Origin of the sequence: Methylobacterium goesingense, assembly GCF_022179225.1 — a bacterium.
GTDB classification, from domain to species: domain Bacteria; phylum Pseudomonadota; class Alphaproteobacteria; order Rhizobiales; family Beijerinckiaceae; genus Methylobacterium; species Methylobacterium goesingense.
On sequence record NZ_BPQL01000178.1, the window covers coordinates 1 to 17006 of the forward strand.

General features: G+C 70.7%; 25 protein-coding genes and 1 pseudogene. 11 read left to right on the top strand and 15 right to left on the bottom strand.

The features are described from left to right. Positions 1-14: 14 nt before the first annotated feature. Positions 15-848, bottom strand: coding sequence for a 3-oxoadipate:acetyl-CoA acetyltransferase (locus MFF30_RS23390; protein ID WP_238282495.1), 834 nt, complete (start codon positions 846-848; stop codon positions 15-17). A gap of 140 nt (positions 849-988) precedes the next feature. On the opposite strand from MFF30_RS23390, the gene aroQ reads away from it, so the two are divergent. Beyond that, positions 989-1432, top strand: coding sequence for a type II 3-dehydroquinate dehydratase (gene aroQ / locus MFF30_RS23395; protein WP_238282496.1), 444 nt, complete (start codon positions 989-991; stop codon positions 1430-1432). A 2-nt stretch (positions 1433-1434) separates the two neighbouring features. Here the strand turns inward: aroQ and MFF30_RS23400 are convergent, their stop codons facing one another. After that, positions 1435-2427, bottom strand: a complete 993-nt coding sequence (locus MFF30_RS23400; RefSeq protein ID WP_238282497.1) for a DUF808 domain-containing protein — start codon at positions 2425-2427, stop codon at positions 1435-1437. A 202-nt stretch (positions 2428-2629) separates the two neighbouring features. Between MFF30_RS23400 and MFF30_RS23405 the strand changes: the two genes are divergently transcribed. Beyond that, positions 2630-3691: a GlxA family transcriptional regulator gene (locus tag MFF30_RS23405; RefSeq protein WP_238282498.1), complete on the top strand. Its 1062-nt coding sequence runs from the start codon at positions 2630-2632 to the stop codon at positions 3689-3691. Continuing rightward, positions 3684-4382, top strand: a complete 699-nt coding sequence (locus MFF30_RS23410) for a DJ-1/PfpI family protein (RefSeq protein ID WP_238282499.1) — start codon at positions 3684-3686, stop codon at positions 4380-4382. The genes MFF30_RS23405 and MFF30_RS23410 overlap by 8 nt, the downstream gene beginning before the upstream one ends. A 21-nt stretch (positions 4383-4403) precedes the next feature. Here MFF30_RS23410 and MFF30_RS23415 read toward each other — a convergent pair whose 3' ends face one another. The 5 genes from MFF30_RS23415 to MFF30_RS23435 all read right to left on the bottom strand — a co-directional run bounded on the left by MFF30_RS23415 (position 4404) and on the right by MFF30_RS23435 (position 7093). Beyond that, entirely contained in the window at positions 4404-4787 is a 384-nt protein-coding gene (locus MFF30_RS23415) for a nitrile hydratase accessory protein (protein ID WP_238282544.1), read from the bottom strand. 11 nt (positions 4788-4798) lie between these two features. Further along, a complete protein-coding gene (gene nthB / locus MFF30_RS23420) occupies positions 4799-5476 on the bottom strand; it encodes a nitrile hydratase subunit beta (RefSeq protein ID WP_238282500.1) in 678 nt (225 codons plus the stop codon). Beyond that, on the bottom strand, positions 5473-6102 hold the full coding sequence (nthA, locus tag MFF30_RS23425; protein ID WP_238282501.1) for a nitrile hydratase subunit alpha: 630 nt from the start codon (positions 6100-6102) through the stop codon (positions 5473-5475). Before nthA ends, nthB begins: the two co-directional genes overlap by 4 nt. A gap of 257 nt (positions 6103-6359) precedes the next feature. Next, positions 6360-6719: a cytochrome C552 gene (locus tag MFF30_RS23430; RefSeq protein ID WP_238282502.1), complete on the bottom strand. Its 360-nt coding sequence runs from the start codon at positions 6717-6719 to the stop codon at positions 6360-6362. Further along, on the bottom strand, positions 6716-7093 hold the full coding sequence (locus tag MFF30_RS23435) for an SPW repeat protein (protein WP_238282503.1): 378 nt from the start codon (positions 7091-7093) through the stop codon (positions 6716-6718). Before MFF30_RS23435 ends, MFF30_RS23430 begins: the two co-directional genes overlap by 4 nt. A gap of 121 nt (positions 7094-7214) precedes the next feature. Here MFF30_RS23435 and MFF30_RS23440 point away from each other — a divergent pair, with 121 nt between their 5' ends. The 7 genes and pseudogenes from MFF30_RS23440 (at position 7215) to MFF30_RS23470 (ending at position 10449) form a co-directional block, all read left to right on the top strand. Beyond that, the gene (locus tag MFF30_RS23440; RefSeq protein WP_238282504.1) at positions 7215-7469 is read left to right on the top strand and encodes a hypothetical protein; all 255 of its coding nucleotides are present in this window, start codon (positions 7215-7217) and stop codon (positions 7467-7469) included. 190 nt (positions 7470-7659) lie between these two features. Continuing rightward, a complete protein-coding gene (locus MFF30_RS23445; protein WP_238282505.1) occupies positions 7660-8277 on the top strand; it encodes a potassium channel family protein in 618 nt (205 codons plus the stop codon). Then, on the top strand, positions 8274-8489 hold the full coding sequence (locus MFF30_RS23450; protein ID WP_238282506.1) for a hypothetical protein: 216 nt from the start codon (positions 8274-8276) through the stop codon (positions 8487-8489). Before MFF30_RS23445 ends, MFF30_RS23450 begins: the two co-directional genes overlap by 4 nt. A gap of 24 nt (positions 8490-8513) precedes the next feature. Continuing rightward, positions 8514-8804 (top strand): hypothetical protein, encoded by a 291-nt coding sequence (locus tag MFF30_RS23455; protein WP_238282508.1) that lies wholly within the window; start codon positions 8514-8516, stop codon positions 8802-8804. A gap of 11 nt (positions 8805-8815) precedes the next feature. Continuing rightward, on the top strand, positions 8816-9550 hold the full coding sequence (locus MFF30_RS23460; RefSeq protein WP_238282510.1) for a divalent metal cation transporter: 735 nt from the start codon (positions 8816-8818) through the stop codon (positions 9548-9550). Next, positions 9487-9771 (top strand): annotated as a pseudogene (locus MFF30_RS26290) (hypothetical protein); the annotation flags it as partial. The gene MFF30_RS23460 and the pseudogene MFF30_RS26290, both read left to right, overlap by 64 nt. Positions 9772-10251: 480 nt before the next feature. Next, positions 10252-10449 carry a polyhydroxyalkanoate synthesis regulator DNA-binding domain-containing protein gene (locus MFF30_RS23470; protein ID WP_238282547.1) on the top strand — a complete coding sequence of 66 codons (198 nt, stop codon included), beginning with the start codon at positions 10252-10254 and terminating at the stop codon, positions 10447-10449. Here MFF30_RS23470 and MFF30_RS23475 read toward each other — a convergent pair. The 3 genes from MFF30_RS23475 to MFF30_RS23485 are packed head-to-tail and all read right to left on the bottom strand — an operon-like array spanning position 10443 to position 11922. After that, complete coding sequence (locus MFF30_RS23475; RefSeq protein WP_238282512.1) at positions 10443-10787, bottom strand: hypothetical protein; 345 nt, start codon at positions 10785-10787, stop codon at positions 10443-10445. The genes MFF30_RS23470 and MFF30_RS23475 overlap by 7 nt on opposite strands. Further along, positions 10784-11260: a hypothetical protein gene (locus MFF30_RS23480; RefSeq protein WP_373320993.1), complete on the bottom strand. Its 477-nt coding sequence runs from the start codon at positions 11258-11260 to the stop codon at positions 10784-10786. Before MFF30_RS23480 ends, MFF30_RS23475 begins: the two co-directional genes overlap by 4 nt. 11 nt (positions 11261-11271) lie before the next feature. After that, entirely contained in the window at positions 11272-11922 is a 651-nt protein-coding gene (locus MFF30_RS23485) for a BON domain-containing protein (protein WP_238282514.1), read from the bottom strand. A 395-nt stretch (positions 11923-12317) separates the two neighbouring features. On the opposite strand from MFF30_RS23485, the gene MFF30_RS23495 reads away from it, so the two are divergent. Next, entirely contained in the window at positions 12318-12719 is a 402-nt protein-coding gene (locus tag MFF30_RS23495) for a heavy-metal resistance (protein ID WP_238282515.1), read from the top strand. A gap of 214 nt (positions 12720-12933) precedes the next feature. Here MFF30_RS23495 and MFF30_RS23500 read toward each other — a convergent pair whose 3' ends face one another. The 5 genes from MFF30_RS23500 to MFF30_RS23520 all read right to left on the bottom strand — a co-directional run bounded on the left by MFF30_RS23500 (position 12934) and on the right by MFF30_RS23520 (position 16711). After that, the gene (locus MFF30_RS23500; RefSeq protein ID WP_238282516.1) at positions 12934-13620 is read right to left on the bottom strand and encodes a helix-turn-helix domain-containing protein; all 687 of its coding nucleotides are present in this window, start codon (positions 13618-13620) and stop codon (positions 12934-12936) included. Positions 13621-13769: 149 nt separating this feature from the next. Beyond that, entirely contained in the window at positions 13770-13994 is a 225-nt protein-coding gene (locus MFF30_RS23505; RefSeq protein ID WP_238282517.1) for a hypothetical protein, read from the bottom strand. Positions 13995-14061: 67 nt separating this feature from the next. Then, positions 14062-14448, bottom strand: coding sequence for a response regulator transcription factor (locus MFF30_RS23510; RefSeq protein ID WP_238282518.1), 387 nt, complete (start codon positions 14446-14448; stop codon positions 14062-14064). A 114-nt stretch (positions 14449-14562) separates the two neighbouring features. Continuing rightward, positions 14563-15171 carry a response regulator FixJ gene (gene fixJ / locus MFF30_RS23515; protein ID WP_238282519.1) on the bottom strand — a complete coding sequence of 203 codons (609 nt, stop codon included), beginning with the start codon at positions 15169-15171 and terminating at the stop codon, positions 14563-14565. Next, the gene (locus tag MFF30_RS23520; RefSeq protein WP_238282520.1) at positions 15161-16711 is read right to left on the bottom strand and encodes a sensor histidine kinase; all 1551 of its coding nucleotides are present in this window, start codon (positions 16709-16711) and stop codon (positions 15161-15163) included. Before MFF30_RS23520 ends, fixJ begins: the two co-directional genes overlap by 11 nt. Positions 16712-17006: the final 295 nt, after the last annotated feature.

The window sequence follows — 17006 nt, forward strand, 5'->3', positions numbered from 1 at the left end:
GGGCGTTCGCGTGTTCAGGCTCGTGTCAGGCCCAGACTGGAGCGCGCTTCCGCGGGCGTCGCGACCCGGCGGCCGTGGCGCCTCACCGTCTCGGCCGCCAGCGCGACGAGTTCCGCGTTTCCGCTGGCGAGCCGCTCGCGGCTGATCCGGATGTTGTCCTCGAGCCCGGTCCGCACCGCGTCCGCCCCGCGGGCAAGCGCCCATTCCATCACCTCCGCCTGGTGCCGCCCGATCCCGGCCGCCGTCCAGGTCGCCTCCGGGAGGAGGCGCCGCATTTCGCCGAGCAACAGGTCGAGGAGGTGCGGATCCGCCGGCATCGCGTTCTTCACCCCCATGACGAACTGCACGTGCGGACGGGCATCGATCAGCCCGGCCTCGACGAGGCGTAGGGCGCCGTGCAGGTGCGAGAGGTCGAAGATCTCGATCTCGGGGCGGACACCGAAGCGCTTCATCTGGCCGGCGAGGTCGGTCACCAGCGTGGTGTGGTTCTCGTAGACGATGCTGGGGAAGTTCACCGAGCCCGTGGAGAGCGAGGCCATGTCGGGGCGGTGCTGCAGGGACAGGCCGCGGCTCGCCGGGTCGCGCCCGCGCCCGCCCGTGGAGAACTGGACGATCATGCCCGGGCAGTGGCGGCGCAGGCCCTCCTGGACGGCGGCGAAGCGATCCGGGTCCGAGGACGGCGTCTCGTCGTCGTTGCGCACGTGGATATGCGCGAGGGTGGCCCCCGCCTCGTAGGCGGCCTGCGTCGAGGCGATCTGCTCGGCCACGGTGACCGGCAGGGCGGGATTGTCGGACTTGCGCGGCACCGAGCCGGTGATCGCGACGGCGATGACGACGGGCGCGTTCATGGGATCTCCTCCTACGGGGGCGGTTGTCGCTGCCCCTCCCCGCCCGGCATGGCCGGCAATGGCGAAGACCGCAAGGCATACCCCGGCAGGCGCGCCCGGACCCTTTCCGGACCCGTCCACCGGCCTTATGACGGGATGCCATGAACGACACGATCCTCATCCTGAACGGCCCGAACCTGAACCTGCTCGGCCAGCGTGAGCCGCACATCTACGGGCACGAGACGCTCGCGGACGTCGAGGCCCGTTGCCGGACCCTGGCGGCAGGCTTCGGCCTCACCCTCGCCTTCCATCAGAGCAATGCGGAGCATCAGCTGATCGACTGGATCCAGGCCTACCGGGTCGGTTCGGCCGGCATCGTGATCAATGCGGGCGCCTACACCCACACCTCGATCGCGATCCTCGACGCGCTGAACGCCTGCGAAGTGCCGATCATCGAGTGCCACATCTCGAACGTGCACAGGCGCGAGGCGTTTCGCCACCATTCCTACGTTTCGCTCGCCGCCACGGCGGTGATGGCGGGCTTCGGTACGCACGGCTACGACCTCGCCATTCGGCACCTCGCCCACCTGCGCGAGGCCCATTAGGGTCAGGCCGACTTCGTCCGGAGCCGGGCGATGCTGTTCCAGGCCGGCGCCAGGATGAAGCTCGTCACCGGGATCAAGGCCGCGCCGACCACGAGGCCGACGAGGCCGGAGCCCGCGGCGGTGACGAGCCACGCCACCGTTCCGGCGAGCGGACCGGCGACGCTCGCCGCCCCGGTCGCGGCGGCCTGGATGGCGTGTGCGATCTGGGGCAGGCCGTAGCCCTCCAGGCCGTGCACCAGGATGCCGCCGCCGACCCAGATCATCGCGGCGGTTCCGACGACGGCCAGGATCTTGAGGAAGCCCGGCATGCCTTTGACCAGGGCGCGGCCGATGCCGCGCACGAGGCTGCCGAAGGCGGATCGCGACGTGTTGGCCGCCATGGCGACGCCGGCATCGTCGGCCTTCACGATGAGGGCGACGCCGCCATAGACCGCCACCGTGATGCCCACCGCGACCACCGCGAGGACGGCAGTCTTCATCCAGATGGAACCCTCGGGCAGGGCCGCGAGGGTGATGGCCATGATCTCCGCCGAGAGGATGAAGTCGGTCTTGATCGCGCTGGAGACCTTCTGGTCCTCAAGGGCCTGGGTGTCCCCCGCGGACGCGTCGCGCTTCGCCTCGTGGGCGTGGGCCTGGTGCGGGAACAGCGCCTCGTAGACCTTCTCGCTCCCCTCGTAAGAAAGATAGGCGCCGCCAAGCATCAGCAGGGGCGTGATCGCCCAGGGCGCGAAAGCACCGAGCGCCAGGGCGGCGGGCAAGAGGAACAGCAGCTTGTTGCGCAGGGAGCCCAGGGCGATGCGGCCGACGATGGGGAGTTCGCGCTCGGCGGCGAAGCCCACCACGTAGCGTGGGGTCACGGCGGCATCGTCGATGACGACGCCTGCCGCTTTGATGCCCGCCCGCCCCGCCTGCGCCGCGACATCGTCGAGGGAGGCAGCCGCCACCTTGGCGAGGCCCGCCACGTCGTCGAGAAGCGCGATCAGTCCGATGCTCACGGCGTACCCCTTCGTCGGAAGCGCCGGCCCTGCGTCCTTCGCTGCCAAGCTCCGCCCCCACAGGAGACGAACGAAGGGGCGATTTGATCCAGGGCGGCATCGCGAAATGCGGACGCTCGCAAGAGCGGTGCCCGCCGCGATGGCAGGATACGAGGGGACGATGACATTGTGACCCGCGTCGGCGGGTGCCAGGATCCGCCCCATGCCCGTCCCCGCCTCGCACGCCCCACGCAGGGCCAGTCCCCGCCGGATCCTCATCCTGGCGGCGGCGCCCGCGCAGCTCCTCGACATCGCCGGCCCCGCGGAAGTGCTGTCGCAGGCCAACCGCCTCTGGGCCGCGGACCATGGCGGGCCGGCGCTATACGACGTCTCCTGCCATATCGTGCCCGAGCCAGGGTCCGCCGCCACCTCTGCCGGCCTGGCGATCGGTTCCGACGTCGACGGTGCGCAACTCGCCGCCTGGACGGACCTCGACACGCTGATCATTGCCGGTGGCGAAGGGGCCCGCCGCCGTGCGGACGAGGCGCCGCTCCGGGACCTCGCCCGTGACCTCGCCGGCAAGGCCGCGCGCGTCGTCGGCATCTGCACCGGCGCCTTCATCCTGGGCGGGGCCGGCTGCCTGCGCGGGCGCAGCGTGACGACGCATTGGCGCTGGTGCGCGGAACTCGGCCGCCGCCACCCGAGTCTCGCGGTCGATCCGGAACCGATCTTCATCCAGGACGGAAATGTCTGGACGTCGGCCGGCATCACGGCGGGGATGGACCTGACCCTGGCCCTCGTCGAAGCCGATCACGGCCACGGCCTCGCCTTGAGCATCGCGCGGGAACTCGTGATGTTCCTGCGCCGGCCGGGCGGGCAGAAGCAGTTCAGCACCGTGCTGTCCGCGCAGGCCGGTCTCTCCGTCCGGCTGGCGGATCTCGTCGCCTGGATGGGCGCGAACCTGCATAGGCCGCTCTGCGTGGAGGATCTGGCGGCGCGCGTCGGCCTCAGCCCCCGGCAGTTCGCTCGCGCCTTCCAGGCCGAGGTCGGAACCACGCCGGCCCGGATGCTGGAAACCCTGCGCGTCGAGACGGCCCGCCGGCTCCTCGAATCCGAGCGGGCCAACGTCTCGGCGGTGGCACGGCTCTGCGGTTTCCGGGCCGACGAGACCATGCGGCGCGCCTTCCTGCGCCATGTCGGCGTCCCGCCCGGCGATTACCGCGACCGCTTCCGGTGCACGTCCTCTCCGATCCACCCCGCCTCACAGGAAGTCCGGCATGCTTGACCCCGACCGTCACCTTGAGATCGGTTCCCTCCTCTTCGAAGGCATCGACCAGATCGACCTGACCGGGCCGTTCGAGGTCCTGTCCCGCATTCCGAACGCGACCTACCGGATCTACGCCCGGGACACGGCGCCGGTCCGCGATCTCCGGGGCCTGCGTCTCACCGCCGATGCGGCGCTGGCCGAAGCGCCGCCCCTCGACGTGCTGCACGTGCCGGGCGGCTACGGCCAGGAGGCGCTGATGGAGGATGCCGTCATCCTCGACTGGGTCCGGCGACAGGCCGCGGGGGCGCTCTGCGTCTTCTCGGTCTGCACCGGCGCGCTGATCTGCGGGGCCGCTGGCCTTCTGAAGGGGCGGCGGGCCACCACGCACTGGAATTCGCACCACCTCCTGCATCATTTCGGGGCGATCCCGGTGGATGCGCGGGTGGTCGAGGACGGCGCGCTGGTCACCGCCGCCGGGGTTACTGCCGGCATCGACGGGGCGCTCACCGTTGCGGCGCGCCTGCGCGGCGACGAGGCGGCGCAGCTGATCCAGCTCACCATGGCCTACGCACCCGAGCCGCCCTTCGATGCGGGCACGCCGGACCGGGCACCGCCGGCCGTCCTCGAACGGGCGCGGGCGGCAGCGGCCGACATCACCGCGCGGCGGACGGAGACGGCCCGGCGGATCCAGGGCCGCCTCGACCTCTAAGATCCGTTCGGTCGGAAGCCCTCAGGCGCCGGACCCCAGGGGGCCGTTCGCCAACGGATCGTTCGCCAAGGGATCGTTCGCCAAGGGATCGTTCGCCAGAAGGATCGGCGCGCCGTGCGGGGTCGCGGCGGCGGCCCGGGCGAAGGCGGCCCGGCGCTCCGCGAGGAGACCGGGCGCCAGGACGTCGCGCGCCGCGAGCAGGCCCTCCAAGGTGTCGAGCCAAGCGGCGTAGTCCGCTGCCCGTCCGGTCCGGCGCGTGTGGGCGCCGAGCGCCTCGGCCCATTCGCTCCAATCGAACAGGCCGCGGTCGCGGAGCGCCACCACGAGGGCGAAGGCCTGGGCTTCCCAGGGTTCGGCGAAGACAGGGTCCGTTGCGCCGCCGCGGGGGATCTGGCCGTCGCTCATCGAGACCGGGTTCATGCCGCCGGCTCCGGATCGACGGGGTCCAGGTAGCTCTCGAACGCGTTCACCGAGACGGTGTGGCCTGCTTCCGCTGCGTCGCCCCAGAGATCGCGGCCGGCGAAGCGGACGGTGTAGAGCCATTGCGGCGCCTCGCCGGCGAGGTTCGCGTTCGTGTCCGGGAAGACGAAGCCGCCATGCACGGCCTCCACGGTGCCGACCTGCCCACGCACGTAGCGCGGCAGGCGGGTGTGCCCGGCGGGATTGATCCGGCGGGCGCGCACGCGCTCACCCGGCGCGAAGCGCGCCGGGGTGGCGACGGGCCGGTCGCTCGGGAAACCGCCCGCGAAGAGCGGCGCCACCGCCTCGCCCCGGAGAACGCGCTTGACCGGCAAGGCCGGTGTCGAGACCGCGCCGGAGGCCAGCTCATCCGCCGTGGCGAGGCTATGGGCCTCGACCTGGCGCGCCAGCGCCTTGAGCCAGATCGCGTAGTAGCTGGAGGTGAGGTACTCGCCCGGTGGCAGGGCTTCGCGCGCAGCGCGGCTCGCATCGAGGTTCCAGGTGCCGGTGAAGCCCATCGCCAGGGCGAGCCCGAACACGCGCTTCTCCCACGGCGCGTGGAAGCGGGGCTCGTCCGCCTCCGGCGCGACCGGGCCGAAGCCGTGCATGCCGCCGAGATCCTGACCGCCGTTCATGCGTTTTGCTCCGGCGTGTGCGGCAGGCCGGTGCCGATCATTGCATCCCGGGTGACGAGGGCGGCGAGCGCGGCCTCATCGAGGCCTTCCGTCCCGGCGGGGCGCATCGGCAGCACCATGTAGCGAAGCTCGGCGGTGGAATCCCAGACCCGGATGCGCTGGTCGGCCGGCAGCGTCACGCCGAACTCGGCCAGCACCGCGCGGGGCTCGATCACCGCGCGCGAGCGGTAGGGGGGCGACTTGTACCAGACCGGCGGCAGCCCGAGCACGGGCCAGGGGTAGCAGGAGCACAGGGTGCAGACCACGAGGTTGTGCTCCTCGGGCGTGTTGGCGACGACCACCATGTGCTCGCCGCCGCGCCCGCCGATCCCGAGTTCGCGCATCGCCGGGGTGGCGTCGGCCATAAGGCGTGCGCGGAAAGCGGGATCGACCCAGGCACGCGCCACCACGCGGGCGCCGTTGTGGGGGCCGACCTTGGTCTCGTAGGTCTCGATCAGCGCATCGAGGGCGGCCGGGTCGACGTAGCCCTTCTCCACGAGGACGGATTCGAGGGCGCGGACGCGCAACTCCATCGGCGAGAGTTCGCTCCCGGGGTGGGAATGGTCGTGATCGTGGTCGTGCGCCATGCTCGGTCTCCCGCCCCCATCGTAAGGGATGCGGCCGCGACCGTCACGGGCTGAGACCGGCCATCGACGGCCACGCCGCCCATGCGGAGTTCGCTCGAAAGGTCCCGGGCCTTACCCGGCATCACCGGAGGCTCGCCGCGATGGCCGGCGTGCGGGCGCGACGGGATGGCGGACCGGGTGTCGGTGGCGCCGATGTCGACCAGGAGCACGGTCCAGGAGCACGCGAAATGGGGCGTATCGCTCGCGATCGTGCGGCCTCAGGGCCTCGCGGCTTCCGTCTCCGGGAGGCTGAGGATGTCGTCGATAACCGCATCCATCTCGTCCCGGTCCAGCCGCACGCTGGGCATCCATTGATGATGGCTCTGCAGGAAGACATTGAGCGCGACGCCCGTGGTCGAAGGCATGGCGGCGATGGTCGGGAAGTCCGGTCCGACGTGTCCGCCCTCCTGCGGTTCCCTGCCGATGACGTGGCAGCGGCTGCAAAGCTGCGCGGCAACCGTCCAGCCCCGGACGCGGTGATCCTCGCCGGGCACGGCCGTGGCCGGGAAACTGAGGATGACCGCCGCCAGTCCCGAGAGTGCGAGCTTTCCGATCCGGAACGATGCCGCTTCCGTCATGGTTTTCGCGCCAGCCTGAGCGATGCCAGGGCGGAGGCGAGAATCACGCAACCGAGCGTCACGTGGGCCCAGGTCGCCATATCGTTGGCGGCGAACCCGAGCATCCAGGGAGCCAGCAGCGTCCAGGCACCGGTGAGCGCGATGGCGCGCTCCAGGACGACGCGGAAGCGAAGCTGGTTGGCGGTGGACAGCCCGAGGACCAGCAGACCCGGCAGGAGCGCGGAGGCGCCGGGACGGCTCACGTCGACGAGGATCAGGATCCACGCGGCCAGCACCAGCGCGACGCCTGCCGCGTGCTGCAGGGCGCCGAGCAGGATCTCGTCGGTCCGCCATTCCGGAGCCGAGGGGGGCGCGTGCGGGTTGGCGTGAGCCATGTGAAACCTCCGACCTGTGCCCACGGCACCATCCGCCGTGGTTCGCTCCGTCATCCTCTCGCCTCCCCGGCCGGCCGTCCTTGATCTCGCGCAAAGGTCCGGCCGCGACGCGGCCCCAGGCATGAACCTCGGCGATGACGCAGCCTGGATCGACGACCACGCCGGCGGGTGCGAGGACCTCCAGGCGCCCGCCGACCGGCGAGAGGATGTCGTGAAGCGCCTCGCCGATCCGCACGGCGGCCACGGCCTCCCCGGCCCTCACCCTGGTCCCGTCCTCGACGAGCCAGTGCTCCAGGATGCCTTCGGGCAGCATTCCCGTGGGCCACAGATCCTCGGGGATACGCGAACGTCCGGCATCGCCGGCCTCCCTTGCTGACGCGCGCCTGGATCGGGGTGCATCACGAGGTGACGGCGCAGGAATGTTACGCGCCTTGATCTGGATCAGAACCCGATGACGTCCCGCCCACGAAGCCGGTGAGGACGGCCGGAGGCTGCGTTGAGGCAGGTCAAGGCGGCCGTCGCGGCTCCGCGCATGCTGGTCCCGGGGTCTCTCCCGGGACAGCCCTATGCTCATCGCCCTGTCCGCCAGCGTCGTCCTCGTCATCGTCACCATCCTGGTGCTGTACGAGGTCCTGCGCCTGACCTCCGAGCATCTGGCGGAGCTTCCGATTCCACCGCGCGCCCGCATCCTCGTCGTGGTGCTCGCGGCCTTCTTCGGGCACACGGCGGCGGTGTGGATCTATGCCGGCGCCTACTGGCTGCTCGTGCTGCGGCTCGGCAACGGCGCCTTCGCGGGCGTGCCGGTCACCACCTTCGAGGACTGCCTGTACTTCTCGGTGGTGACCTACACCACGCTCGGCTTCGGCGATCACTTCCCGGTCGGTCATGCCCGCCTCATCTCCGGCGTCGAGGCAATGAACGGCCTGATGCTGATCGGCTGGTCGGCTTCGTTCACCTATCTCGCCATGGAGCGATACTGGCCGCTGCACGGCAAGGGCCACCTCCATCGGATGGCGTCGTCCGGCATCCGCAGCACGCTGCTCGCGCCGAAGCGGACCTGCGTCCTCCCCCATGCGGGGCCCGGGTTTGCGGCAGATCAAGGCGGCCATCCGACGCCGGGCCCAACTCCGCTCGCGGAGGACGAGACGGCGTCTCGTCGCGCGAGAACGGAGGCGATCCGATGAGGATGTTCCTGGTGACGTTCCACAAGCTGGTCTGCGACGACACCGGTCACGAGCGGCCCGTGCGCCAGCATCAGGTCCTGGTCCCGGCCGCGTCGGAGGCTTCCGCCCTCGCGGCCGGGCAGGCGCTCTTCTGTGAAGCCAACGGCATCGTGGATTGGCGGCTCCGCGCGGATTCCTGCGAGGCCGCCGCGGTGCAGGAAGAACTTACGTAGCTTCGCTCAGATGGGAGCGAGGTCATGGGACACACGCTGACCGAACCGGTGCACTGGCGGGGGCGGCAATGGGCCGTCACCGGTTACGGTATCGAGGCCCTCGACGGGATGTATCACGTGCTGGCCGCAGAGGTTTGGCCAGGCCCCGACGGCACGCTGCCGTGGCGCGAAGCCCCGTACCGCCGCTATGGCACGGACCGCGATGACCTGAACGCCGCCTTGAAGGTCGCCCGCAGGATCTGGTCCCGGCCCGATGCCCCCTCCCCCGTTACGCACGGCGCGGGCCCTGGCGGCGCCCGGGGCATCGACCTGTGACCGAGATTCCGATGCCTGTCGCAAGCCGCCTCGCCGAGCCGGAGGATCCGGAGGGCCTGAGCGCCGCCGTCGGCCCGTCGAAACCACGAGTCCTGGGTATTCTCGGACCCGGCCTGATCACGGGGGCCTCGGACGACGACCCCAGCGGCATCGCCACCTACGGGCAGGCCGGTGCGCAGCTCGGCTACGCGCTGTGCTGGACCCTGCTCTACAGCCTGCCCCTGATGGCCGCCGTCCAGATGGTCGCGGCCCGCATCGGGCGCACCGCCGGCCACGGCATCGCCGACATCCAGACTTCGGCCCAGGCGGCCGGGGCGCTGCGCCCCCTGGCGGGCCCGTTCTCCGCCACGGTCTTCGCCCTCGGGATCAGCGGCACCGGGCTCCTGGCGGTGCCGGTCCTGGCCGGCTCGGCGGCCTACGCGGTCGGCGAGGCGCGGCGCTGGCCGGTGGGCTTCGGCCGCCACCTCCTCGAGGCGCGCGCCTTCTACGGGACAATGGTGCTCGCCACCCTCGTCGGCATGATCGTCAGCCTGGGTGCCGTCGACCCGATCCGGGCCTTGTATTGGAGCGCGGTCGTCAATGGCGTCATCGCGGTGCCGATCATGGCCGTGATGATGCTGGCCGCGGCCCGCACCGACATCATGGGCCCCTTCGCGGTGCGCGGGCCGCTCCGGTGGCTCGGATGGCTGGCGACCGCCTGCATGCTCCTCGCCGTCGTCGCGATGCTGATCAGGGCAATCCATTAGATCAAAGCCGGGGTCATTTTCCGTGCGGCAGGCTGGTGGCGGCGCATCTCGGGCACAGCGCGAGCCTGTGCGCGATCCGGGACGTGTCGAGCGTCGCCACCACGGTGGGCTTCACCACCCTCGCCGGCCTGATGATGGGCACCCGGAGCGGGGCGTTGGACCCTGGGCTGATCCTGTACCTGATCCGCGAGCGCGGTCTGTCGCCCGACGCCGTGGCCACGCTCCTCAACGAACGGTCGGGTCTGCTCGGCGTCTCGGGGATCAGCGACGACGTACGTGCGGGTGCGGGAGGCGCTCGACCTGTTCGCCTACCGGGTCGTGCGCGAGGCCGGTTCGCTGATCGCGGCGCTCGGCGGCCTCGATTCCTTCGTGTTCACCGGGGGGCATCGGTGAGCACGCCGCCCATGTCCGCGCCGCCGTCTGCCGAGGGCTCGCGCGTTCGGCGTCATCGCCCGCGACGCGGATGCGAACACCCGTGACGCGGCGGACATCGCAGGTCGATCCTCCACCGTGCAGGTCCGCATCGTGCCCGCGGACGAGGCGCGTGAGATCGCGCACATGACCGGAGCCTCGGTCCGCCGATGCCGCGACGGCGAAGCGATCGGGAACGCCGCTATTGTGCGCGCCGCACGTACAATTTAATTATTCCAGATAAGATCTACCGCATGGTCGGAGGTGGCCCGCGCCGCGTGTTCGAGATGATGCCAACCGAGAAGTCCTCACCTGTTCGCCAGCTCAAGCGGTATGGCGGATGCAGGCTCTACGACCCCGAGAGGCAAGCCTACCTGGCGCCACAGGACCTGGAGCGTCTGATCCGACAGGGTGTCAGGTTCAGCGTCCGCGAGGTCGTTACGGGTCAGGACGTGACCCACGAAGTCGTCCCGCCCGACCTTCAGTGAGACGTGAGCGGACCGCGGACCGGATCGTGCGCGCGTCGCCGCTCACGTCGGTTCCGCGATTTCTTCGGCTCCTGGATCTCCGCCGAGGGGTCGCATCCAAGACTCAGGGCGACAGCCTCCGTCGCCGTGTGCGGCCCCTCTTTCGCGTGGGAACCGGCGGCGCCCGGCTCGGTGACCACCGGCTCGATCCAGCGAAACAGAGACCGGTTCATCTCGGTGGCCCAGGCGAGCGGCAGGTCCACCCAGAAGGTGCGCCATGCGAGCCGCCACGCGGCCTCGACCAATGCGAGATCGGGCCGCGGTCCCCACGGCGGAAACGGCAGGATCGTCGCTCTCATGTTCGAAATCCAGCCGATGCGGGGGAGACGCGGGAGACCATGAACGTGTGGTAGACCCCATCCTCGGCATCGCGGATAGAGACGTATTCTCCCGGAACGAAGGCGTGAGTGCCGAGGTGATAGCCCGGCTCGTCGTCCTGGTTCGTCCAATCCTCGTAGTCGATCAGCCAGGTCGCGCCGCCATCCCCACCGGCTCGGTGAACGAGACGACCGTCGCGGTCGCGCGCGCCCGACCAGAAGCGGCGCACGCGGCAACTCTCGCGCGTCGTGCGCCAGAACGCGGCATCGAGATGGCCATCGGGCCCGAGCGGCGCGACCATCTCGTAGCCCCGTGCCACGCTGCCGTCCGGATAGTCCGGGCAGCGGGCCAGCGTCAGGGTCACTCGATACAGCATGGTCGGCAGGGACTGCTTTGCGGGTAGCTTGCCGTGCCGCTGCCTGGACGGGGCGGATTCCTGTGTCCCGTGTGGCATGTCATGACTCCTCAGCGCAGGGCGACGATGTGATCGACGACGCTCCGGACCCCCGGGACAGACCAGGCGGCCTGCTCGGCGGCATCCCGTTCGATGCCGACCGTGACGGCCCCCTCCAGGGTGACCTGATCGCCTTCCACGCTGACCTTGATCGCGTCCGCCTCGAACAGGGCGTTCCGCCGGAACGCTTCCAGAATCTTCTCCTTGACGGCGGTGGGCCGCACGTCCGGCCTGACCTCGACGAGGTTCGTCACCCCGAACACGCCGGACAGCTTGCGGACCGCCGCCTCGGCGCCCATCGCCTGGTACTGCCAGGGCACCGCCCCGGTGAGCGTCACCCAGCCCTGCGCGACCTTCACCTGGATGGCGTTCTTCGGGAGGTGGACGGACCAGTCGATGATGGCCAGGGCCCGCGCGGCGATCTGGTCGTCCTCGACCTTCTTGGCGTCGGGGAGGCGAACCTGGATCTCCTGGGCGATGGCACGCACGCCCTTGACCCGTTTCGCCGCGCGCTCGGCCTCCACCTTCTCGGCGTAGCTGCCGACATGACCCGTCAGGGTCACCACGCCGTCCGAGACGGCGACCCCGATCTCGGCGGCATCCAGGCTGGGGTCGAAGTCGAGTTCGTCGAGAACATCGCGGCGAAGATCCTTGGCGCTCATGGCGTCTCTCCCGTTGGCTTTCGTGAGGATGTCCGGGCCAGGATGGCGCGCCCTTGGCGGAGGCGCCTTGATCCAGCGCAAGCCCGACGCGCCGTTCGGCGTCGGCGAGGAACAGGTTGGCCAAGCTGCTGGTGCGCCGCGCCGGTGCCCAAGCCGCCGGCCTGGTTCCGGGCGCGGCGGTGCCGATCGTCGTGACCAGCCGGGCGGATGGTCCGCCTCCTCGCGCATCCCCGCCGCATCGGGCCCGGTCCCGTCCGTCGTTTGGCCGACGGGGCTTGATCCAGATCAAGGCCTCGCCCGAAGGCCGCTTCACGTTCGCGGAACACACATCAGACCGGTCTCTGCGTGAGACCGTTGCCCCTCGCGGCGGAACCCGGCGGCCAACGGAGAATGCGATGTCGTCATCCAGCGAGAAGCCCGACCCGTTCGACCCCTTCGGCATCGTCGCCTCGATGGAGGCGTGGTGCTGCCTGTTGGAGGCGGCCCGGGAGATCCGGAACGTCGACCAGGAAATGATGATGACGATGCTGAAGCCCAAAACGCCCGGACCGGCCCCCGTCAGCGCGGAAGCCGCCGCGAAGCTCCGCAGCATCGTGGAACTGATGCGGAGCCTGAACCTCGACCCCGACGCCATCCGGCAGAGACAGCCCGCAGCCATGCGGGCCCTCGAGGCGGCCTGCCTGGATTGCAGGGACCGCAGCCGCTGCGCGCGCGCGCTGAGGGCCGGAACCGCAGCCGCCACCTACCGGGAGTTCTGTCCGAACGGGGCGCGCCTCGACCAGCTGAAATACGCCTGAGCCATCCGCCCGCCGACGGCGGCGCACCGTCACCTTCGGTCCCTATCCGACATCGCGGTGCGCGACATGAACCGCGCATGCCCATCCTCGGCCTTGCTCTTCTTCGACAGTCCCGCGCAGGCGCAAGGGATCTTCGCGCCTCGGGGGGGGGCGGCGGTCCCGCGCGGCGGGATCGTTCGCGCCGATCCGCGTCCAGCCAGGCTTGGACTTCGATTCAGTCCTCGACGACCCGGCGAAGGCGCTGGAGGCGCAGGCTGACCTGACGTCCGCCTGTACGCAGGAGGGTGCCGGCCTCTTCGAGCTGCGACAGGGTCCGCGATACGGTCTCGATGGTCAGGCCGAGGTAGTCGGCGATGTCGCGCCGGGTCATCGGCAGCGCGAAGGTTCCGGTCCCGCCGAGCCGTTCGTCGACGTCGATCAGGAACGTCGCCACCCGCTCCACGGCCGATCGCCGGCCGAGCAGCAGCATGTGGTCCTGGGCGTGACGCAGGCCCCGCGTGGCCATGTTCCAGAGATGGCAGGCGACGTCGGCGTTGCGGGCAGCGGCGCGCTGGATCGCCGACCGCCGGAAGATCAGGACCTTGGTGTCCGAGAGGGCCTCGGCCGAGTGCCGGTGGGCCTCGCCCTGCTCGAAGCCGAAGAGGTCGCCCGGCAGGTGGAAGCCGGTGATCTGGCGGCGCCCGTCGCCCAGGACCTTGTGGGTCCGGACCGCACCGTCGACGACCCGGTAGACGACGTCGGCGTCCTCGCCCTCGCCGTAGATCTCCTCCTCGCGGCCGTAGGAGAAGGGGGTGCCGAGGAGCTCGGGGCACCCCGCGAAGAGAGCGACTTCGCGTCCGCCGTGAACCGGCGGGTTCACGGGTTCGAAGGACGGAAAGGGTCGCGTCATCGGGGTAGCCATCGCTTCGCTCCTCGTCCGGATCGGATGAGGACGAAGGTGGCCGCGCCTGCGCGGGAAGAACATTCCGGCCCGTCTCTTAAGGGCAAGCCCGTAGGTCTTGCACGCGGGTCTTGCACGCAGATCTTGCACGCGGGTCTCGCGGTCGACCGTCATCCGCCGCCGGTCGCCGCGTACATCCAACCGGCGGCATGGTCGGGCACCATGAGAAGGCCGGCGCGGGCCGCGAGCAGGGACACGACGGCGGTGGCGAGCGCGTAGACCAGCAGGGCCAGGACGAAGGTCAGGTCCTCGGCGTGATGGCGCAGGGCGTGGATCGAGGCCCAGCCGGACGTGAACGCCGCGGCCAGGAGAATCGTGAGTGGATCGGACGGCATGACCGTGGCTCGGGGCAATCGGGCGGTCCGCGTTCGGCGCGGTCGCGATTCGACGAACGGGCTTCCCTCAGACCTCGCATGCTCCGCGGCGGCCGTCGGGCGGGATCATGTCGAGCAGGGTCTCGAAGACGAAGGGCTTCTCCATGAGCGGGACCCTGGCCTTCCGAGCGCGCCTCCGGATGTCCGGATCGGGATGTCCGGTGATGAGGATCACGGGGATCCGGGCGTCGAGGTCGCGCAGCCGGCCGACCACCTCCAGGCCAGGGAGGCCGGGCATGACCTCGTCGAGAAGCACGCACCGGGGTTCGGGGCCCGGAAAGGCGTCCAGGAGATCCTGGCCGCTCCCGAAGGCCCGAACCGAAAACCCTTCGCCCTCGAGCAGGAAGCGGGTCGAGTGCAGGATCGCGGCGTCGTCGTCCACGACATAGATGAAGGAACTGTGGTCCGACGCCATCGGGCTTGCCTGGGACGGCCCCGTGCCCGGAAGGCACGATGCCGGCGCGGGCGGGGGGAGTTCTTCAGGATGCGACGCGGGGCGCCCTTCGCGTTGATCTGCCTCAAAGCCGCGTCAGGCCAGGCCCGCCAGCACGGACCATCGGACCAGTTCCTGCAGGCTGGCCGCCTGCGTCTTGGCCATGAGCTTGGCCCGGTAGATCTCGACGGTCCGTGGGCTGATGTCGAGTGCGCGGCCGATCTCCTTGCCGGAGCCGCCGGCGACGAGGCAGTCCATCACCTGACGCTCGCGCTCGCTCAGGGTGCCCACCCGGCGGATGAACTCCTGAAGGGTGGGATCGACGGCCGGGGCCGCCCCACCCCGGTCCAGGGCGGAGCGCAGCGCCTGCAGCAAGGCTTCGTCGTCGAACGGCTTCTCGATGAAGTCGCAGGCCCCGAGCTTCATCGCCTCCACCGCGAGCGGCACGTCCCCGTGCCCCGTCATCATGATCACGGGCAGCGTATGGCCCCTGCCCCGCAGGCGGCGCAGCAGCTCCAGCCCGTCGATGCCGGGCATGCGGATGTCGGTCAGGACGCACCCGCGCGCCGGCTTGACCAGCCTGTCGAGGAGGTCCGTCCCGGCCTCGTAGAGCGCGATCTCGAACCCGGCCGTGTCGAGCAGGAAGCCGACCGAGTCCCGCATCGCCGGGTCGTCGTCCACGACGTGCACGAGGCTATGGGGCATGGATCGGGTCTCCCTCGGGGGCGGTCGCCAGGGTCAGGCGGAAGGTGGCCCCTCCGGCCGCGTTGCGCGCGACCGTGAGGCGTCCGCCATGCGCCTCGATGATGGTACGGCAGATCGAGAGCCCGACCCCCATCCCGCCCGCCTTGGTGGTGACGAAGGGCTGAAACAGCCGGTCCGCGACCTCGTCCGCGATGCCGGGGCCGGTGTCCGACACCGTGATCTCGACCAGATCCCGGCCGAGCGCATGGGCTTCGACGGCGATCTCGGGCCGTTCGCTGTGCTGCATGGCCTCGCGCGCGTTGCGCATCAGGTTGATCAGGACCTGCTGGACCTGGACCCGGTCGGCCCAGACGGCCTTCAGGCCGGGGGCGACGCGGACGCGGGCGACCAGGCCCTGCTCCCGGGCCCCGACGAGGGCGAGCGCGCTCGCCTCCTCGATCAGCCGCGCGACGGGCTCGAGCCGGCGCTCCGTCTCGCCGCGGGTGACGAACTCCCTGAGACGGCGGATGATCTGACCGGCCCGCAGGGCTTGCTCGGCGGTCTTGTCGAGGACCTCGATGGCCTTCGCGACGGCCTCGGGATCCGGCTTGGCCAGCAGGCGCCGGCAGCCCCGGGTGTAGTTCGTGATGGCGCCGAGCGGCTGGTTCAGCTCGTGGGCCAGGGTGGAGGCCATCGCGCCCATGGCGCTCAGGCGCGAGACGTGGACGAGCTCGGACTGCAGTTCCTGGAGGCGTGCCTGGGTCCTCTGCCGCTCGGTCAGGTCGTTGATGAAGCCGGTGAAGAAGACCTGCTCGCCCGAGCGCATCTCGCCGATGGCGAGCTCCATCGGAAAGGCCGTGCCGTCCGCCCGTTGGCCCGTCACGACGCGGTTGGTCCCGATGATGCGGTGCTCCCCGGTGCGCCGGTAGTGCTCGAGGTAGCCGTCGTGCTCGCCGCGCATCGGCTCTGGCATCAGCATGCGGACGTTCCGCCCGACGGCGTCGGCCGCGGGATAGCCGAAGAGGCGCTCGGCCGCCGCGCTGAAGGAGGTGATGATCCCCGCCTCGTCGATGACGACCATGGCCTCGGGCACGGTGTCGAGGATCGAGCGCAGGTGGGCCTCGCGGGCGCGCAGATCCGCCTCGGCCTGCTTCTGCTCGTGGATGCTGAGGACGACGCCGCGATGCCGCGCCGGCCGGCCCTGCGCGTCCAGGCTCACCCGCCCGCGCGAGCGCAGCCAGCAAACGTGACCGTCCGGCCGCACGACCCGGTAGTCGACCTCGTAGCCCCCGCCCGCCCGCAAGGCCCTCTGGATGGCATCGGCCCGCGCCTGGCGGTCGTCGGAGTGTACCAGGGCCTGGGTCGCCGCGAAGGTTGTCAGTCGCTCCGGCGGAACGCCGAAGAGCCGGGCGCAGGTCGGCGAGATCGAGATGCGGCCGCTCGGGATGTCCAGGGACCAGATGCAGATGCCCACGTCGTCCAGGGTCCGCCGGAGTTCCTCGACGGTCGGCGTGCCGTCGCCGCCCGGATCGGGCGCGATCGAGGCGACCGGATCCGACATCGTCAACGCCTCCGAAACTAAGACATGGGGTCGAACCGCGGACGTCCTCGGCGTTGCGCGCAAGGCCGGCATGTGACCGAAGCTCCGCCCGGTCCTGCTCGTCCTCGCACGCGGCCGCGCCTCACGGTTCCTTGAGCGGCACGCTATTCGGTTTGCGACCTCGGGAATAGTCGGCGGATGCCGCGCACCCCTCCCCCATCCGGCGGAGTGCGTTGCGAGGCGGGCAGCCGTTTGCGCTGGATCAAGGCCCGGCGGGTTCGCCGGGACGAACATCGGGATCGGCCAGGACCGGAGA

Bases quoted from the DNA above. Each gene is read 5' to 3' on its own strand.
- MFF30_RS23410 (WP_238282499.1), top strand. From the start codon at position 3,684: ATGCTTGACCCCGACCGTCACCTTGAGATCGGTTCCCTCCTCTTCGAA.
- MFF30_RS23435 (WP_238282503.1), bottom strand. From the start codon at position 7,093: ATGGCTCACGCCAACCCGCACGCGCCCCCCTCGGCTCCGGAATGGCGG.
- MFF30_RS23405 (WP_238282498.1), top strand. From the start codon at position 2,630: ATGCCCGTCCCCGCCTCGCACGCCCCACGCAGGGCCAGTCCCCGCCGG.
- nthA (WP_238282501.1), bottom strand. From the start codon at position 6,102: ATGGCGCACGACCACGATCACGACCATTCCCACCCCGGGAGCGAACTC.
- MFF30_RS23475 (WP_238282512.1), bottom strand. From the start codon at position 10,787: ATGAGAGCGACGATCCTGCCGTTTCCGCCGTGGGGACCGCGGCCCGAT.
- MFF30_RS23445 (WP_238282505.1), top strand. From the start codon at position 7,660: ATGCTCATCGCCCTGTCCGCCAGCGTCGTCCTCGTCATCGTCACCATC.
- MFF30_RS23450 (WP_238282506.1), top strand. From the start codon at position 8,274: ATGAGGATGTTCCTGGTGACGTTCCACAAGCTGGTCTGCGACGACACC.
- nthB (WP_238282500.1), bottom strand. From the start codon at position 5,476: ATGAACGGCGGTCAGGATCTCGGCGGCATGCACGGCTTCGGCCCGGTC.
- MFF30_RS23485 (WP_238282514.1), bottom strand. From the start codon at position 11,922: ATGAGCGCCAAGGATCTTCGCCGCGATGTTCTCGACGAACTCGACTTC.
- MFF30_RS23390 (WP_238282495.1), bottom strand. From the start codon at position 848: ATGAACGCGCCCGTCGTCATCGCCGTCGCGATCACCGGCTCGGTGCCG.
- MFF30_RS23440 (WP_238282504.1), top strand. From the start codon at position 7,215: ATGAACCTCGGCGATGACGCAGCCTGGATCGACGACCACGCCGGCGGG.
- MFF30_RS23510 (WP_238282518.1), bottom strand. From the start codon at position 14,448: ATGGCGTCGGACCACAGTTCCTTCATCTATGTCGTGGACGACGACGCC.
- aroQ (WP_238282496.1), top strand. From the start codon at position 989: ATGAACGACACGATCCTCATCCTGAACGGCCCGAACCTGAACCTGCTC.
- MFF30_RS23505 (WP_238282517.1), bottom strand. From the start codon at position 13,994: ATGCCGTCCGATCCACTCACGATTCTCCTGGCCGCGGCGTTCACGTCC.
- MFF30_RS23470 (WP_238282547.1), top strand. From the start codon at position 10,252: ATGCCAACCGAGAAGTCCTCACCTGTTCGCCAGCTCAAGCGGTATGGC.
- MFF30_RS23500 (WP_238282516.1), bottom strand. From the start codon at position 13,620: ATGGCTACCCCGATGACGCGACCCTTTCCGTCCTTCGAACCCGTGAAC.
- MFF30_RS23415 (WP_238282544.1), bottom strand. From the start codon at position 4,787: ATGAGCGACGGCCAGATCCCCCGCGGCGGCGCAACGGACCCTGTCTTC.
- MFF30_RS23455 (WP_238282508.1), top strand. From the start codon at position 8,514: ATGGGACACACGCTGACCGAACCGGTGCACTGGCGGGGGCGGCAATGG.
- MFF30_RS23520 (WP_238282520.1), bottom strand. From the start codon at position 16,711: ATGTCGGATCCGGTCGCCTCGATCGCGCCCGATCCGGGCGGCGACGGC.
- fixJ (WP_238282519.1), bottom strand. From the start codon at position 15,171: ATGCCCCATAGCCTCGTGCACGTCGTGGACGACGACCCGGCGATGCGG.
- MFF30_RS23495 (WP_238282515.1), top strand. From the start codon at position 12,318: ATGTCGTCATCCAGCGAGAAGCCCGACCCGTTCGACCCCTTCGGCATC.
- MFF30_RS23480 (WP_373320993.1), bottom strand. From the start codon at position 11,260: ATGCCACACGGGACACAGGAATCCGCCCCGTCCAGGCAGCGGCACGGC.
- MFF30_RS23460 (WP_238282510.1), top strand. From the start codon at position 8,816: ATGCCTGTCGCAAGCCGCCTCGCCGAGCCGGAGGATCCGGAGGGCCTG.
- MFF30_RS23430 (WP_238282502.1), bottom strand. From the start codon at position 6,719: ATGACGGAAGCGGCATCGTTCCGGATCGGAAAGCTCGCACTCTCGGGA.